This is a genomic window from Streptomyces sp. NPDC006624 (assembly GCF_040611555.1).
GTDB lineage: Bacteria > Actinomycetota > Actinomycetes > Streptomycetales > Streptomycetaceae > Streptomyces.
Window position 1 is genome coordinate 11,010 of sequence record NZ_JBEXOM010000013.1, and the last position, 14,457, is coordinate 25,466.

The following is a 14,457-nucleotide window of genomic DNA, read 5'->3' on the forward strand; positions in this document are numbered from 1 at the left end:
CCACGCCCGAGCCGGACGGCGAGACCGCCCGAGCCGGATGCCCTGACACGCCCGAGCCGGACGGCGAGACCGCCCGAGCCGGATGCCCTGACACGCCCGAGCCGGACGGCGAGACCGCCCGAGCCGGATGCCCTGACACGCGCGAGCCGGACGGCGTGACCCGCACCGCCGGCACGCGAAAGGCCCCCGGCCGGCGCCGGGGGCCTTCGCTCACCTCAGGGGTCAGGACACCGCGCTGCGCAGCCCCTGCACGTCGATCTGCTCCGTCTCGTCGTGCGCCGTCAGGTCGATGACCTGGCCGATGCCGCGCGACTCCGCGTCCGCCGGCTTGTACCGGGCCTCGGTCTCGGCCTTGTGCAGCGCGAGCGCCTCCTGGCCGACGACGTCGGCGAGATCCTCGTTCTGCACGGCCTCCAGGGCGGCGCGCGAGGTGCCCTTCTTGGTGCCGAAGAAGTCGAACCCGCCCTCGCTCACCGGGCGCCGGGTCGGCGTCTGCGGGGCGACGGCCACGGCGGTCGGCACGGTGAAGTGACCGGAAACCGCCTGCCCGGCACGGGCCCGCTCCGGCAGCCGCTCACCCTCGGCCTGCGCGTCGGCCGAGGCGTCCTGCGTCTCGGGGGCGGCAACCGGTTCCGCGGGAGTACCGGTGCCGTCGGCACCGGAGCGAGCGGCGTCATCGGCATCGGCATCGGCACCGGAGCGAGCGGCGTCATCGTCGGCAGCGGTGGGAGCTGCGGCGGTCGCGTGCTCGTCCACCGCACCGGACTGCCGCCGGGGCTCGTCCTGCGGGGCCTGTTCCCGCTGCTCGGGCTGCTCCCGCTCGCCCTCCTGCGCGGGCTCCGCGTCGTCGTCCCCCTTCGGGACGCCGTCGCCGTCGCCGTCCCCGCCGCCGTCCGGGTCCGGGACCGTCTCGGCGTCGAACCGGGCGAGCGCCGCCTTGGCCCGCAGGAACAGCCGGGAGCCCTCCGGCGAGAACACCGCGGGGACCGCGGGCCCCTCCGCCACGGCGAGCGCCTCGCCGGCCGCGGCCCCGGCATCCGGCGCCCCGGAACCGGAACCTTCGGGGGCCGCCTGCTCCGGGCCCTGGGGCGCGCCGGCCGCGCCGGAGGCGCCCGCCGGCAGCGCGGCCCGCACCGGAGCCGTGGCCTCTATCTCGAGCACCCGGCGTTCCTCCAGGACGCTCGCGCGCTCGGTCTCCGACGTGGCGTACCGGCGCAGCAGCGCGGCGTGCTCGTTGCGCAGCCCGGCCAGCTCCGCGCGCTTGGCGCGCAGCCGCTGCTCCAGCTTCGCGCGCAGCTCGCGCGACTCCTCGAGGTCGGACTCCAGTTCGGCGACCCGCTCCTCGAAGCGCCACTCGTCGCTCGCCCGCGCGCGCGTGAGGTCGGCGACGCGTTTGCCCGCCTGGATGTCCCAGCGGCGCAGCACGACCGCGCCGATGACCGCCGTCGCCGCGGCGGCCGCGGCCAGACCGCGGAGCACGGCCGGCTCCGTGAACACCCATGGCCCCAGGGCGCAGACGAGGGAGACGCCTGCGATCGCCGACGGGGGCAGCAGCCTGTGCAAGGGCGGGGAATGGCGATGACGTCCACGTGGCATGGCCAGAAACTTACCGCGCGTAGGCGAATCATGGTGAGCCACCCCGCAAAAACAAAGCCATATCAAGAGAGTCACGCGGCATCAGAACCCGGGAAGAAGCGGAATCAACCGGCCACGCAATTCCCGGGATCATGCTCAACCTGCGTTCAGCCGTCCGCTCATCCACTCCAGCGCCGCCGGAATCTCCCGCCTCCAGGTGTTGAAGTTGTGCCCGCCGCTTTCCAGGACGATCGACGAGATCCGCGTCCGCCCGTTGGCCTTCACACGGTCGATGAACTCCACCGTGTCCCGGTAGTTGGACTCTCCCCGTCTGCTGCTGGTGACCAGCAAAGAGGTGTCGGGAGCGGGCATGTTCGCCAGGTACCACCACAGGTCGGCGCGATTGCGCAGCCCCTTGTCGCCCTGGAAGAGATCGCCCGTCGTGGCGTCGATCGGCGCCTTGTAGTACGCGGACAGACCGGCCCCCGCCGCGTACACCCGGGGATGGTGCAGGGCGATCTTCAACGCGCAGTAGCCGCCGGTGGAGTTGCCGATGATGCCGAGACCGCCGGGCTCCCGGGAGATCCGGTAGTGCGTGCGCAGCGCGTCGGGCAGATCCCTAGCGAAGAACGACTCCGTCTGCGGCCCGCCGGGGACGTCCACGCACTCCGTGTCCCGGGGCGGCGCCACCGTGGGCCGCAGCATGACGAGGATCATCGGCCGCGCGCGTCCCTCCCCGGCCAGCCGGAGTGCCGTGCGCGGATAGTGGAGTTTCTCCACCAGCGCCGACGCCGTGCCCGGATATCCGGTCAGCACCACGGCGGCGGGGAATCGGCGCGTGCGGTGCTGAGGCTGGAAGTACTCCGGCGGCAGATAGACGTACGCGGGCGTGGAGATACGGGTCGTACGGCCCGTGACGCCGATCTCGTGGATCCTGCCCCCGGCCGCCGGCCGCGCCCCGCCCGCCCCCGGCACCCGCCGCGAACCGACCACCTCCAGCCCGCCGCCGCGCCCCGCGTGGTCGACGACCACGCCCTGCTCCTTCTCCTGCCCGAACAGGTCCGCCCAGCTCGCGTAGAACCCGAAGGCCTGGTTGGCGGCCAGGCCCACCGCGGCGAACAGCGCCAGCTGTGTGGCCAGCAGCAGGGCGATCCGCCCGCCCACCGCACGCCAGGTGCGCCGGGCCAGCCTCGGCCACAGCCAGACCGTGCCGGCGAACAGCAGCACGGCGGACAGCACCGTCGGCACCAGCACGTTGTTGCTCGTCAGACCCATGGGGTGGTCACCTGCTCGCACTCTCCGCCCGGCCAGGCCCGTGCGCGTACACCTTCGCGCGGGCTTGGCCCGGACTTTCCTCGGCCTTGGAAGCGGCTTTGACGCGGGGAGTGAACCTCTCCCCTTGAGACACCGTCCTAGAGGGCGCAATGTCGCCGGATGCCCGAATCGGCACCGGATCCAAGGTCACTCGCAGAACCACGGGATGCGATGTCTGTCAGGACAGATGAGGAAATGTCGGGTGAGGTTCCGGGCCGCCGCGGCGGTACGGCGCCCACGGGCCGGCTGGGCCGGATGCTGCGCGGGCCACGCCCCGAGGCCGTCCCGGTCCTCGCCGGCAGAGCCTGCGCCCTCGTGGGCCTGCTGGACATCGCCGCGGGCGTCTTCCCCCGCTTCCGGCACAGCCGGATGCACGCCCTCGCCGAGGTCCTGCCCGGCGCGCTCGGCCCGTTCGCGGCCGCCCTGTCCCTCAGCGCCGGCGTGCTGTTGCTGCTGCTCGCCCACGGCCTCAAGCGCGGCAAACGCCGGGCCTGGCGGGCGGCAGTGGCCCTGCTCCCGGCGGGTGCCGTCGCGCAGTTCAGCTACCGGCACTCCGTGGTCGGCGTCCTGCTGTCCCTGGCGCTGCTGGCCCCCCTGCTGCGCCACCGCGACCAGTTCGACGCCCTGCCCGACCCGCGCAGCCGCTGGCGGGCACTCGCCAACTTCGTGCTCATGAGCGCCGGTTCGCTGCTGCTGGGCCTGCTCGTGGTCAGCGTGCACGGCGACCGCATGGTGGGCGACCCGAGCATGGCCGACCGCATCGCCCACGTCATCTACGGCCTGTTCGGCTTCGAGGGCCCGGTCGCCTACCGGGGCAGCACCTCCTGGACCGTCGCCTTCTCCCTCGGCGCCCTCGGCCTGCTCACCGCCGTCACCACCGTCTACCTGGCCTTCCGCCCCGAACACCCGGCCGCCCGGCTCACCGGGGAGGACGAGGCCCGGCTGCGCGCCCTGCTGGAGCGGCACGGCGGCCGCGACTCCCTCGGCCACTTCGCCCTGCGCCGCGACAAGGCCGTCGTCTTCTCCCCCAGCGGCAAGGCGGCCGTCACCTACCGCGTGGTCTCCGGCGTGATGCTCGCCAGCGGCGACCCGATCGGCGACGTCGAGGCCTGGCCCGGCGCCATCGAACGCTTCATGGACGAGGCCAGGGCCCACTCCTGGACCCCCGCCGTCATGGGCTGCTCCGAGACCGGCGGCGAGGTCTGGACCCGCGAGACCGGGCTCGACGCCCTGGAACTGGGCGACGAGGCGGTGGTGGACGTCGGGGATTTCTCCCTCGCCGGCCGCGCGATGCGCAACGTGCGCCAGATGGTCAAACGCATCGAGCGCGCCGGTTACGAGACCCGGGTACGACGTGTCCGTGACCTCGGCGACGCCGAACTGGAGCGCATCCGCCGCGCCGCCGACGACTGGCGCGGCACCGACACCGAACGCGGCTTCTCCATGGCCCTGGGCCGCGTCGGCGACCCGGCCGACGGCGACTGCCTCATCGCCACCGCCCACAAACAGGACGACCGGCCGGGCCCCTACGGCGATCTGAAGGCGATCCTGCACTTCGTGCCGTGGGGCCCCGACGGCGCCTCCCTCGACCTGATGCGCCGCGACCGCTCCGCCGACCCCGGCATGAACGAACTGCTCATCGTCGCCGCCCTGCAGGCCGCCCCGAAGCTCGGCATCGAGCGGGTCTCCCTCAACTTCGCCATGTTCCGCGCGGCCCTGGCACGCGGCGAGAAGATCGGCGCCGGGCCGGTGCTGCGCGCCTGGCGCGGACTGCTGGTCTTCCTCTCGCGCTGGTTCCAGATCGAGTCGCTGTACAAGTTCAACACCAAGTTCCGGCCGCGCTGGGAGCCCCGCTTCGTCGTCTACCGCGCCTCCGCCGACCTGCCGCGCATCGGCATCGCCGCGCTGCAGGCCGAGGGCTTCGTCAACCTCGCCCTGCCGCTGCCGCGCTTCCTGCGCCGCCGGCGCCCGGAAGACCGCCGTCCGTGCACCCACACACCGGCGCCCGCGCCGGAACACAGCGTCCGGGCGGCGTGACACGGACACCCACCACCCGACGGCACCGGGCCCGGCCCACGACGGCCCGGTGCCGCCCCCTCCCGACCACGCCCGGCGCTCCCCCCACCGCCCAGGGCCCCATCAGTACGACGCCCCCCGGCCCCCACACGGCCAGGCACCGCAGACCGCGCCGCCGCAGCAGCAGCCCGGCACGCACCCCCACACAGGACCCGGCGTACTTCCCCACCCCACCCCCCACGCACACAGAACCCAGCACCTCCCCCACCCCCCACCCCGCCCGCGCACGCGCCCCCGCGTACGCGCCCCCGCGTCCATTCGGCCCGGGCCGCGGCGTCTGGCGGCCCCCGCCGGGGCCTACGCTGAACATATGAGCAACCAGAGCGGACGCGGGCGCGTCGCGGGCCTGCCGGAATGGGACCGCTGCGCGGTCATGGGAGTCGTGAACGTCACCCCCGACTCCTTCTCCGACGGCGGCCGCTTCTTCGACACCACGGCCGCCGTCAAACACGGCCTCGACCTGGTCAGCGAGGGCGCCGACCTGGTCGACGTCGGCGGCGAGTCCACCCGCCCCGGCGCCACCCGCGTGGACGAGGCCGAGGAGCTGCGCCGCGTCGTCCCCGTCGTGCGCGGCCTGGCCTCCGAGGGCGTCACCGTCTCCGTCGACACCATGCGCGCCTCGGTCGCCGCCCGCGCCCTCGCGGCCGGCGCCGCCCTCGTCAACGACGTCAGCGGCGGCCTGGCCGACCCCCGCATGATCCCGGCCGTCGCCGACGCCGGCGCCCCCTTCGTCGTCATGCACTGGCGCGGCTTCCTCCAGGGCGGCAACGTCCGCGGGGTCTACGCCGACGTCGTCACCGAGGTCGTCGACGAGCTGCACGCGCGCGTGGAGGCCGTCCTGGCGGGCGGCATCGCCCCCGACCGGATCGTCGTCGACCCGGGCCTCGGCTTCTCCAAGGACGCCGAGCACGACCTGGCCCTCCTCGCGCGTCTCGACCGGGTCCTCGGCCTGGGCCACCCGCTGCTCGTCGCCGCCTCCCGCAAGCGGTTCCTCGGCCGGGTCCTCGCCGGCCCGGACGCCCCGCCCCCGCCCGCCCGCGAACGCGACGCCGCCACCGCCGCCGTCTCCGCCCTCGCCGCGCACGCCGGCGCGTGGGCCGTCCGCGTCCACGAAGTACGCGCCACCGCCGACGCCGTACGGGTCGCGCGCGCCGTGGAAGGGGCCCGCACCGGCGCGGAAGGAGCCCGGTGAGCGCCCCGCACACCGACGTCGAACAGGTCGAAGCCGCCAACACCGCCTTCTACGAGGCGCTGGAACAGGGCGACTTCGAGGAACTCGCGTCGCTCTGGCTGACCCCTTCCGACCTGGGCGTCGACGAGAGCTACCACGACCCGGCCGACAGCGGCGTGGTCTCCTGCGTGCACCCGGGCTGGCCGGTGCTCACCGGCCGCGGCGAGGTCCTGCGCTCCTACGCCCTGATCATGGCGAACACCGACTACATCCAGTTCTTCCTGACCGACGTGCACGTCTCCGTCACCGGCGACACCGCCCTGGTCACCTGCACGGAGAACATCCTCAGCGGCGGCCCCGCCCCCCAGGGCGACGAGGAGCTCGGCCCGCTCGTCGGGCAGCTCGTGGTCGCCACCAACGTGTTCCGGCGCACGCCCCAGGGGTGGAAACTCTGGTCGCACCACGCTTCCCCCGTCCTGGCCGAGAACGACGAGGACGAGGGCGACGACACCCCCGCCTGAGTGGGCAGGAGACGGGAAGTGGTTGGAATCACGGCCCCCCGGGTATGGGCCGCTACCAACCCGTGAGCCACCGGATTCCCCAGGGGAAACGCTGGATGAATCCTGCCGGGCCCGCCCCGGGCCCGCACCCCCGTGGCCCGGCCCCGTCCGTGCTCGCAGGTAGATTCGACCGGGGCCGGTGTGCCGCCCGCACACGGCACGGACCGGCCGTCACCGACGATTGCAGGAGTGATTCGCGTGGATCGTGTCGCGCTGCGCGGCCTGAAGGCCCGCGGGCACCACGGTGTGTTCCCCGAGGAACGCAGGGAGGGCCAGACCTTCGTCGTGGACCTCGTCCTCGGCCTGGACACCCGGCCGGCCGCGGCCGACGACGACCTGGCGAAGACCGTGCACTACGGCATCGTGGCGGAGGAGGTCGTGGCCGTCGTCGAGGGCGAGCCCGTCGACCTCGTCGAGACGCTGGCCGAGCGCATCGCCCAGGTCTGTCTGAAGCACGAGAGGGTTCAGGAGGTCGAGGTCTGCGTCCACAAGCCGCAGGCTCCGATCACCGTCCCCTTCGACGACGTGACCGTCACCATCACCCGGAGCCGAGGATGACTGCACCCTTCATCAAGGGTCCCAGCGACCCGACCGTCCAGCCGGTACCCGCCTCCGTCACCGAGAAGGTCGACGCCGCCGACACCACGCTGTCCAATCCGAAACGGGCGGTCGTCGCGCTCGGCTCCAACCTCGGCAACCGCCTGGAGACCCTCCAGGGCGCCGTCGACGCCCTCGGCGACACCCCGGGCCTGCGCATCAAGGGCGTCTCCCCCGTCTACGAGACCGAGCCCTGGGGCGTCGACGCCGACAGCCAGCCCGCCTACTTCAACGCGGTCGTGGTCCTCAAGACCACCCTCCCGCCCTCGTCGCTCCTGGAGCGCGCCCACGCGATCGAGGAGGCCTTCCACCGCGTCCGCGACGAGCGCTGGGGCCCCCGCACCCTCGACGTCGACATCGTGTCCTACGCCGACGTGGTCTCCGACGACCCGCGGCTCACGCTCCCCCATCCCCGGGCCCACGAGCGCGCCTTCGTCCTGGCCCCCTGGCACGACCTGGACCCCGAGGCGCAGCTCCCCGGCCACGGCCCGGTGGCCGCGCTGCTGGACGTGGTCACCCGTCAGGGCGTGACGCCCCGCGGGGACCTGGAACTCCGGCTGCCCGAGTAGCCGTTAAGGTCAAGACGGCCGTGAACGGGGCCGGAACCGGGGGAACCGAAGGGACACCGTGAAAGAGCTGCGCATCAGGTTGCTGGCCGGCGTGTTCGTCGTGGCCGGGGTCCTGTCCTGGGCGGGCGCCCGCCTGTGGAGCGCGATCGGCACGCTCCCCAGCGTCCCCCTCGCCGCCCCCATCGTCCTGGCGCTGATCGCCGTGGTCCTGCTGGCCACGGCGCTCTCGCTGCGCGCCCGCCTCAAGGCCCAGCGCGAGCGCCGGCCCGACGCCAAGGGCGTCGACCCCATGATGGCGGCCCGCGCGGTGGTCTTCGGCCACGCCAGCGCCCTGGTCGCCGCCCTCGTCTCCGGCATGTACGGCGGCACGGGCGTCTTCCTCCTGGAGTCCCTGGAGATCCCCGCCCGCCGCGACCAGGCCATCTACGCCGGCCTCTCGGTCGTCGCGGGCATCGGCGTCATAGCGGCCGCGATGTTCCTGGAGCGCGTCTGCAAGCTCCCGGAGGACGACGAGAACGACGGCACCGGCGTGGCCCCGACGGCCTGACGCGCGGCGTCAGCGGGCCATGATGAGGCTCATCGCCTCGTTCCGCGTCGCCATGTCCCGCAGCTGCCCCCGCACCGCCGACGTCAGCGTCTTCGCACCCGGCTTGCGGATCCCGCGCATGGACATGCACATGTGCTCGCACTCCACGACCACGATGACCCCGCGCGGCTCCAGGATCTCCATCAGCGAGTCCGCGATCTGCGTGGTGAGTCGTTCCTGCACCTGCGGACGCCGGGCGTAGACGTCCACGAGCCGGGCCAGCTTGGACAGCCCGGTGATCTTTCCGCTGGTGGACGGGATGTACCCGACGTGAGCGACACCGCGGAACGGGACCAGATGGTGCTCACAGGTCGAGTACACCTCGATGTCCTTCACGAGCACCATCTCGTCGTGACCGAGGTCGAACGTGGTCGTCAGGACGTCCTCGGGCTGCTGCCAGAGCCCGGCGAATATCTCCTTGTACGCCCGCGCCACCCGCGCCGGTGTCTCGCGCAGGCCCTCGCGGTCCGGGTCCTCGCCGACCGCGATCAGAAGTTCGCGGACGGCGTTCTCGGCGCGCTTCTCGTCGAACTCGCCGATCTGGCCCTCGCCGTCCAGCGTCACGGGGTCGGTCATCTGTGCCTCGTTCCTGTGTCCCTCATGGCGGAAAAGCCGCGCCCCCCAGGCTAAAACCTGGGGGGCGCGGCTTTCATTCCGGGGCCGGTGGCCGCCGGGAGCGCTGCGTTCAGCTCTCGGGGCGGTCCTCCGGCATCCGCTCGGGCGCCGGGGCGGGGTCCGCCGCGGTGCTCTTCACGGTGCTGATGGCCGGGGTCGCGCCGTTCGCGCCGTTCGTCAGGGCCAGCTCCTTGGGGGAGAGCACCGGCGGACGGGTGGACGGCGTGCGGCGGGAGGAGCCGGTCCAGGCGGGCCGGGGCGGGCGCTTGACGATCGGGGCGAAGATCTCGGCGATCTCCTCCTTGCCCAGCGTCTCCTTCTCCAGCAGCTGCAGCACGAGGTTGTCGAGGACGTCGCGGTTCTCGACCAGGATCTCCCAGGCCTCGTTGTGCGCCGTCTCGATGAGCTTCTTGACCTCTTCGTCGACCAGCGCGGCGACCTCTTCCGAGTAGTCGCGCTGGTGGGACATCTCACGTCCGAGGAAGGGCTCGGTGTTGTCCCCGCCGAACTTGATCGCACCCAGGCGCTCGGTCATGCCGTACTGCGTGACCATGGCGCGGGCGAGGCCGGTGGCCTTCTCGATGTCGTTGGCGGCACCCGTGGTCGGGTCGTGGAAGACGAGCTCCTCGGCCGCGCGACCGCCCAGCATGTAGGCGAGCTGGTCGAGCATCTCGTTGCGCGTGGTCGAGTACTTGTCCTCGTCCGGCAGCACCATCGTGTAGCCGAGGGCGCGGCCTCTCGACAGGATCGTGATCTTGTGGACCGGGTCGGAGTTCGGCGAGGCCGCCGCGACCAGGGCGTGTCCGCCCTCGTGGTACGCGGTGATCTTCTTCTCCTTGTCCGACATGATCCGGGTCCGCTTCTGCGGTCCCGCGACCACGCGGTCGATCGCCTCGTCCAGCATGTGGTTGTCGATCAGCTTCTGGTCGCTGCGGGCCGTCAGCAGGGCGGCCTCGTTCAGCACGTTGGCCAGATCGGCACCCGTCATGCCGGGCGTGCGGCGGGCGACGGCCGACAGGTCGACGTCCGGGGCGACCGGCTTGCCCTTCTGGTGGACCTTGAGGATCTCCAGACGGCCCTGCATGTCCGGGCGGTCGACGGCGATCTGCCGGTCGAAGCGGCCGGGGCGCAGCAGCGCCGGGTCGAGGATGTCGGGCCGGTTCGTCGCGGCGATGAGGATCACGCCGCCCTTGACGTCGAAGCCGTCCATCTCGACGAGGAGCTGGTTCAGGGTCTGCTCGCGCTCGTCGTGACCACCGCCGAGGCCGGCGCCGCGGTGGCGGCCGACCGCGTCGATCTCGTCGACGAAGACGATCGCCGGGGCGTTCGCCTTGGCCTGCTCGAACAGGTCACGGACTCGGGAGGCACCGACACCGACGAACATCTCGACGAAGTCGGAACCGGAGATCGAGTAGAACGGCACGCCCGCCTCGCCCGCGACGGCACGCGCGAGCAGGGTCTTGCCGGTGCCGGGCGGGCCGTAGAGCAGCACGCCCTTGGGGATCTTGGCGCCGACGGCCTGGAACTTGGCCGGCTCCTGCAGGAACTCCTTGATCTCGTGGAGCTCCTCGACGGCCTCGTCCGAACCGGCGACGTCGGCGAACGTCGTCTTGGGGGTGTCCTTGGTGATGAGCTTGGCCTTGGACTTCCCGAAGTTCATGACCCGGGAGCCGCCGCCCTGCATCTGGTTCATCAGGAACAGGAAGACGACCACGATGAGAACGAAGGGCAGCAGGGAGAGCAGGATCCCGACGAAGGGGTTCTGCTTGGACGGCGAGACCGTGTAGCCGTCCGGGATCTGCTTGTCCTGGTACTTGTTCTGCAGCGTGTTGGCGATGTCAACGCCCTGGTCGCCGATGTAGCTCGCCTGGATCTTCGAGCTGCCCTCGACCTTCACGCCGTCTTTGAGCGTGACCTTGATGGTCTGCTCGTCACCGGTGGTGAGCTTGGCCGACTCCACCTTGTTCTGGTTGATCGCCTGGACGACCTGGCCGGTGTCCACTGTCTTGTGGCCGCCGGACGAGCCGACGACCTGCATCAACACGACCACGGCGAGGACGGCCAGCACGATCCACATGACCGGCCCACGGAAGTATCGCTTCACGTCCATCCATACGGAGCGGTGCCGCCCCGTCCCTCCTGCCATAGTGAGTTTGATAAAGACTGTTCTTCGGACGGTACCCCAGCATTGTCACCTGAAGCTGCGCGGTGCGGCTGGCGATCCGTCTACGCATGCTCCAACGGCGGGAAGCCCGCCGGGGTTCCCGATCACCGTCACGGCACCCCGGCCGGGGTTTCAGCCGCCGTAGACGTGGGGCGCGAGCGTACCGACGAACGGGAGGTTGCGGTACTTCTCGGCGTAGTCGAGGCCGTAGCCGACGACGAACTCGTTGGGGATGTCGAAACCGACCCATTCGACGTCGATGGCGACCTTGGCCGCGTCCGGCTTGCGCAGCAGGGTGCACACCTTGAGCGACTCCGGCTCGCGGGAGCCGAGGTTCGACAGCAGCCAGGACAGCGTCAGGCCGGAGTCGATGATGTCCTCGACGATGAGGACGTGCTTGCCCTTGATGTCGGTGTCGAGGTCCTTGAGGATCCGCACCACACCCGAGGACTGGGTGCCCGCTCCGTACGAGGATACGGCCATCCAGTCCATCGTGACGGGGGTGGACAGCGCCCGGGCGAGGTCGGCCATGACCATCACCGCGCCCTTGAGGACTCCGACGATCAGCAGGTCCTTGCCCGCGTACTCCGCGTCGATCTTCGCTGCCAGCTCGGCCAGCTTGGCGTCGATCTCTTCTTTGGTGATGAGCACCTGCTGGAGGTCGGCACCCATGTCTTTCGCGTCCACCCGCATCACTTTCGGTCGTCCCACCGGCTGAGCGGCTCCGCCTCCGACTGCTCGGAGGGGTCGGCGTCAGCCCTGCCGAATCACCAGTCTGCCACCCTGCCGACGTGCCACGACCTTGCCGGGGAGGTTGATGGCCCCCTGACCGCGCCAGCCGGTGATCAGCCGGTCGACTTCCTCGAGGTGGCGGGCGAACAGCGAGCCCGCGGGGGCACCGGCCGCGATGGCGGCCCGGCGCAGGATCCGCCGGCGTACGGCGGGCGGCAGGGCGTAGAGCTTGGCGCACTCCAGCATCCCCGCGGCGTCGCGGACGGTGGCCTCGGCCTGGGCGGCCCAGGAGTCCAGGGCGTCGGCGTCGTCGCGGGAGAGCTGGGCCGTCCGGGCGAGGGCCTCGACGACGCCCTTGCCGAGGGCCTTCTCCAGGGCGGGCAGGCCCTCGTGGCGCAGCCGGGAGCGGGTGTAGGCCGGGTCGGCGTTGTGCGGGTCGTCCCAGACGGGCAGGGACTGGACCATGCAGGCCTTGCGGGCGGTCTGCCGGTCGAGCTCCAGGAAGGGGCGGCGGTAACGGCCGCCGGCCCCCGAGACCGCGGCCATTCCGGACAGGGAGCGGATGCCGGAGCCCCGCGCGAGGCCGAGCAGGACGGTTTCGGCCTGGTCGTCGCGGGTGTGCCCGAGCAGGACGGCCGCGGCGCCGTGCCGCTCGGCCACGGTGTCGAGCGCGGCGTAGCGGGCGTCGCGGGCGGCGGCCTCGGGCCCGCCGGCGCGGCCGACGGTGACGGTGACGGACTCGACGGGGTCCAGGCCGAGTTCGTGCAGGCGCTGGACGACTTCCGCGGCGCGTACGTCGGAGCCGGGCTGCAGACCGTGGTCGACGGTCACGCCGCCGGCTCTGACGCCGAGCTTGGGGGACTCGAAGGCCAGGGCGGAGGCGAGGGCCATGGAGTCGGCGCCGCCGGAGCACGCCACGAGCACGAGCGGCGGGGGTGGGGGCACCTCCCCGTTCGAGCGCGGTGGGGAGCCGGGGGAAGGCTCCTGTGCGAGGGCGTGCGGGACCGCGGCGGGGGCGCGGTGGTGCTCGGTGAGGAGGTCGTGGAGGACGCGGCGAACCGCCAGGCGTATCGCCGCGACCGCAGGATGGGGACCCATGTCCGGTTCCCTTCATGAAGTTTTCGGGGGGTGAACCCGAGGACGGTCACGCAGAGTGTGTAGATGGTGACAGAACCGGGCCGTTCCCCGAGCATTGCACGCCTACCCCTCCCTCACGGTCCCTCGGACGGGTGATTGGAGGGGCGTTTGCCTGCCGTCGGCCGGTTCTCTTTCACGACCTCCCCCCGATGTTCACTACTCGGACTTGCGGTGCACCCGCGCGATCCAGTCCGCCGGTTTGGCGATCTCCGTCTTGGTGGGCAGCGTGTTGGGCGAGGTCCACACGCGGTTGAAGCCGTCCATGCCGACCTCCTCGACGACGGCCCGTACGAAGCGCTCGCCGTCGCGGTACTGGCGGAGCTTGGCGTCCAGGCCGAGCAGTTTGCGCAGGGCGAGGTCCAGGCGGGAGGCGCCCTTGGCGCGGCGCTGCTGGAACTTCTCGCGGATCTCGGCGACGGACGGGACGACGGCGGGGCCGACGCCGTCCATCACGAAGTCGGCGTGGCCCTCCAGCAGGGACATCACGGCGGTGAGGCGGCCGAGGATCTCGCGCTGGGCGGGGGTCTGCACGATCTCGACGAGGGAGCGGCCCCCGTCGTCCTCCTCGCCCTCGGGGCGGCCCCCGGCGAGGCTCTGGGCGGCCTCGCGGACGCGTTCCAGGACGGTCATGGGGTCGACGTCGGTCTCCGCGAGGAACGACTGGATCTCGCCCTCGAGGTGGTCGCGCAGCCAGGGCACGGCGGTGAACTGGGTGCGGTGGGTCTCCTCGTGGAGGCACACCCAGAGCCGGAAGTCGTGCGGTTCGACATCGAGTTCCCGCTCGACGTGGACGATGTTCGGGGCGACCAGGAGGAGCCGGCCGCCGCCGCTCTGGCCCGCGGGGAGTTCGCGGGTGGCCGGGGCGAAGGTCTCGTACTGGCCGAGGACGCGGGAGGCCAGGAAGGACAGCAGCATGCCGAGCTCCACGCCGGTGACCTTGCCGCCCACGGCGCTCATGACCGCGTTGCCCGCGCCGCTGCCGCGCCGCTCCTCCATCTTGTCGAGCAGGGGTTTGAGGATCTCGCGGAACCCGGCGACGTTCGCCCGGATCCAGCCCGGGCGGTCGACGACGAGGACGGGGGTGTCGTGCCCCTCCTCGGTGTCCAGCCGGGTGAAGCCGCGGACGTGTTCCTCCGAGGCCTTGGCATGCCTGCGCAGTTCCGCGACGACGGCCCGGGCCTCGTCGCGGCTGACCTCGGGGCCCGGCCTCACGAGCCGGGTCGCGGTCGCGACCGCGAGATTCCAGTCGACCATGCCGGATGAGGCAGCACCACCGATGCTCGTCATGCGTCAACCGTACGTGAGCGCCCGCCACTGGGGCAGGGCGACGAGGGCCGGGCGCAGTTGCCCGGTGTTCGGCG

The 14,457-nt window shown here is 72.1% G+C and carries 13 protein-coding genes; 6 read left to right on the forward strand and 7 right to left on the reverse strand.

The annotated features are described in order from the left end of the window. Window positions 1-222 precede the first annotated feature (222 nt). On the reverse strand, window positions 223-1,596 hold the full coding sequence (locus ABZY20_RS23195) for a hypothetical protein (protein WP_356443435.1): 1,374 nt from the start codon (window positions 1,594-1,596) through the stop codon (window positions 223-225). Window positions 1,597-1,731: 135 nt separating this feature from the next. Then, complete coding sequence (locus tag ABZY20_RS23200) at window positions 1,732-2,850, reverse strand: alpha/beta hydrolase-fold protein (RefSeq protein ID WP_356443436.1); 1,119 nt, start codon at window positions 2,848-2,850, stop codon at window positions 1,732-1,734. Window positions 2,851-3,084: 234 nt separating this feature from the next. Here ABZY20_RS23200 and ABZY20_RS23205 point away from each other — a divergent pair, with 234 nt between their 5' ends. From ABZY20_RS23205 to ABZY20_RS23230, 6 genes are all read left to right on the forward strand, one after another. After that, complete coding sequence (locus ABZY20_RS23205) at window positions 3,085-4,926, forward strand: phosphatidylglycerol lysyltransferase domain-containing protein (RefSeq protein ID WP_356443437.1); 1,842 nt, start codon at window positions 3,085-3,087, stop codon at window positions 4,924-4,926. A gap of 349 nt (window positions 4,927-5,275) precedes the next feature. Continuing rightward, window positions 5,276-6,157: a dihydropteroate synthase gene (folP, locus tag ABZY20_RS23210; protein ID WP_356443438.1), complete on the forward strand. Its 882-nt coding sequence runs from the start codon at window positions 5,276-5,278 to the stop codon at window positions 6,155-6,157. Continuing rightward, window positions 6,154-6,657 carry a nuclear transport factor 2 family protein gene (locus ABZY20_RS23215; protein ID WP_356443439.1) on the forward strand — a complete coding sequence of 168 codons (504 nt, stop codon included), beginning with the start codon at window positions 6,154-6,156 and terminating at the stop codon, window positions 6,655-6,657. Before folP ends, ABZY20_RS23215 begins: the two co-directional genes overlap by 4 nt. Before the next feature lie 237 nt (window positions 6,658-6,894). Next, the gene (gene folB, locus ABZY20_RS23220) at window positions 6,895-7,254 is read left to right on the forward strand and encodes a dihydroneopterin aldolase (RefSeq protein WP_356443440.1); all 360 of its coding nucleotides are present in this window, start codon (window positions 6,895-6,897) and stop codon (window positions 7,252-7,254) included. Then, window positions 7,251-7,862: a 2-amino-4-hydroxy-6-hydroxymethyldihydropteridine diphosphokinase gene (gene folK / locus ABZY20_RS23225; protein WP_356443441.1), complete on the forward strand. Its 612-nt coding sequence runs from the start codon at window positions 7,251-7,253 to the stop codon at window positions 7,860-7,862. Before folB ends, folK begins: the two co-directional genes overlap by 4 nt. Window positions 7,863-7,920: 58 nt before the next feature. After that, window positions 7,921-8,409: a DUF3180 domain-containing protein gene (locus tag ABZY20_RS23230; RefSeq protein WP_356443442.1), complete on the forward strand. Its 489-nt coding sequence runs from the start codon at window positions 7,921-7,923 to the stop codon at window positions 8,407-8,409. 9 nt (window positions 8,410-8,418) lie between these two features. On the opposite strand, the gene folE is transcribed toward ABZY20_RS23230, so the two are convergent. The 5 genes from folE to ABZY20_RS23255 form a co-directional block, all read right to left on the reverse strand. Next, on the reverse strand, window positions 8,419-9,024 hold the full coding sequence (gene folE / locus ABZY20_RS23235; protein ID WP_356443443.1) for a GTP cyclohydrolase I FolE: 606 nt from the start codon (window positions 9,022-9,024) through the stop codon (window positions 8,419-8,421). 109 nt (window positions 9,025-9,133) lie between these two features. Continuing rightward, window positions 9,134-11,173, reverse strand: coding sequence for an ATP-dependent zinc metalloprotease FtsH (ftsH, locus tag ABZY20_RS23240; protein WP_356443444.1), 2,040 nt, complete (start codon window positions 11,171-11,173; stop codon window positions 9,134-9,136). Window positions 11,174-11,359: 186 nt separating this feature from the next. Then, the gene (hpt, locus tag ABZY20_RS23245; RefSeq protein WP_015658790.1) at window positions 11,360-11,920 is read right to left on the reverse strand and encodes a hypoxanthine phosphoribosyltransferase; all 561 of its coding nucleotides are present in this window, start codon (window positions 11,918-11,920) and stop codon (window positions 11,360-11,362) included. 60 nt (window positions 11,921-11,980) lie between these two features. Beyond that, complete coding sequence (tilS, locus tag ABZY20_RS23250; protein WP_356443445.1) at window positions 11,981-13,057, reverse strand: tRNA lysidine(34) synthetase TilS; 1,077 nt, start codon at window positions 13,055-13,057, stop codon at window positions 11,981-11,983. Between the two features lie 195 nt (window positions 13,058-13,252). Next, window positions 13,253-14,383: a zinc-dependent metalloprotease gene (locus tag ABZY20_RS23255; protein ID WP_356443446.1), complete on the reverse strand. Its 1,131-nt coding sequence runs from the start codon at window positions 14,381-14,383 to the stop codon at window positions 13,253-13,255. Window positions 14,384-14,457: the final 74 nt, after the last annotated feature.

Bases quoted from the DNA above. Each gene is read 5' to 3' on its own strand.
- ABZY20_RS23195 (WP_356443435.1), bottom strand. From the start codon at position 1,596: ATGCCACGTGGACGTCATCGCCATTCCCCGCCCTTGCACAGGCTGCTG.
- ABZY20_RS23200 (WP_356443436.1), bottom strand. From the start codon at position 2,850: ATGGGTCTGACGAGCAACAACGTGCTGGTGCCGACGGTGCTGTCCGCC.
- ABZY20_RS23205 (WP_356443437.1), top strand. From the start codon at position 3,085: ATGTCGGGTGAGGTTCCGGGCCGCCGCGGCGGTACGGCGCCCACGGGC.
- folP (WP_356443438.1), top strand. From the start codon at position 5,276: ATGAGCAACCAGAGCGGACGCGGGCGCGTCGCGGGCCTGCCGGAATGG.
- folK (WP_356443441.1), top strand. From the start codon at position 7,251: ATGACTGCACCCTTCATCAAGGGTCCCAGCGACCCGACCGTCCAGCCG.
- folE (WP_356443443.1), bottom strand. From the start codon at position 9,024: ATGACCGACCCCGTGACGCTGGACGGCGAGGGCCAGATCGGCGAGTTC.
- ftsH (WP_356443444.1), bottom strand. From the start codon at position 11,173: ATGGACGTGAAGCGATACTTCCGTGGGCCGGTCATGTGGATCGTGCTG.
- hpt (WP_015658790.1), bottom strand. From the start codon at position 11,920: ATGCGGGTGGACGCGAAAGACATGGGTGCCGACCTCCAGCAGGTGCTC.
- tilS (WP_356443445.1), bottom strand. From the start codon at position 13,057: ATGGGTCCCCATCCTGCGGTCGCGGCGATACGCCTGGCGGTTCGCCGC.
- ABZY20_RS23255 (WP_356443446.1), bottom strand. From the start codon at position 14,383: ATGACGAGCATCGGTGGTGCTGCCTCATCCGGCATGGTCGACTGGAAT.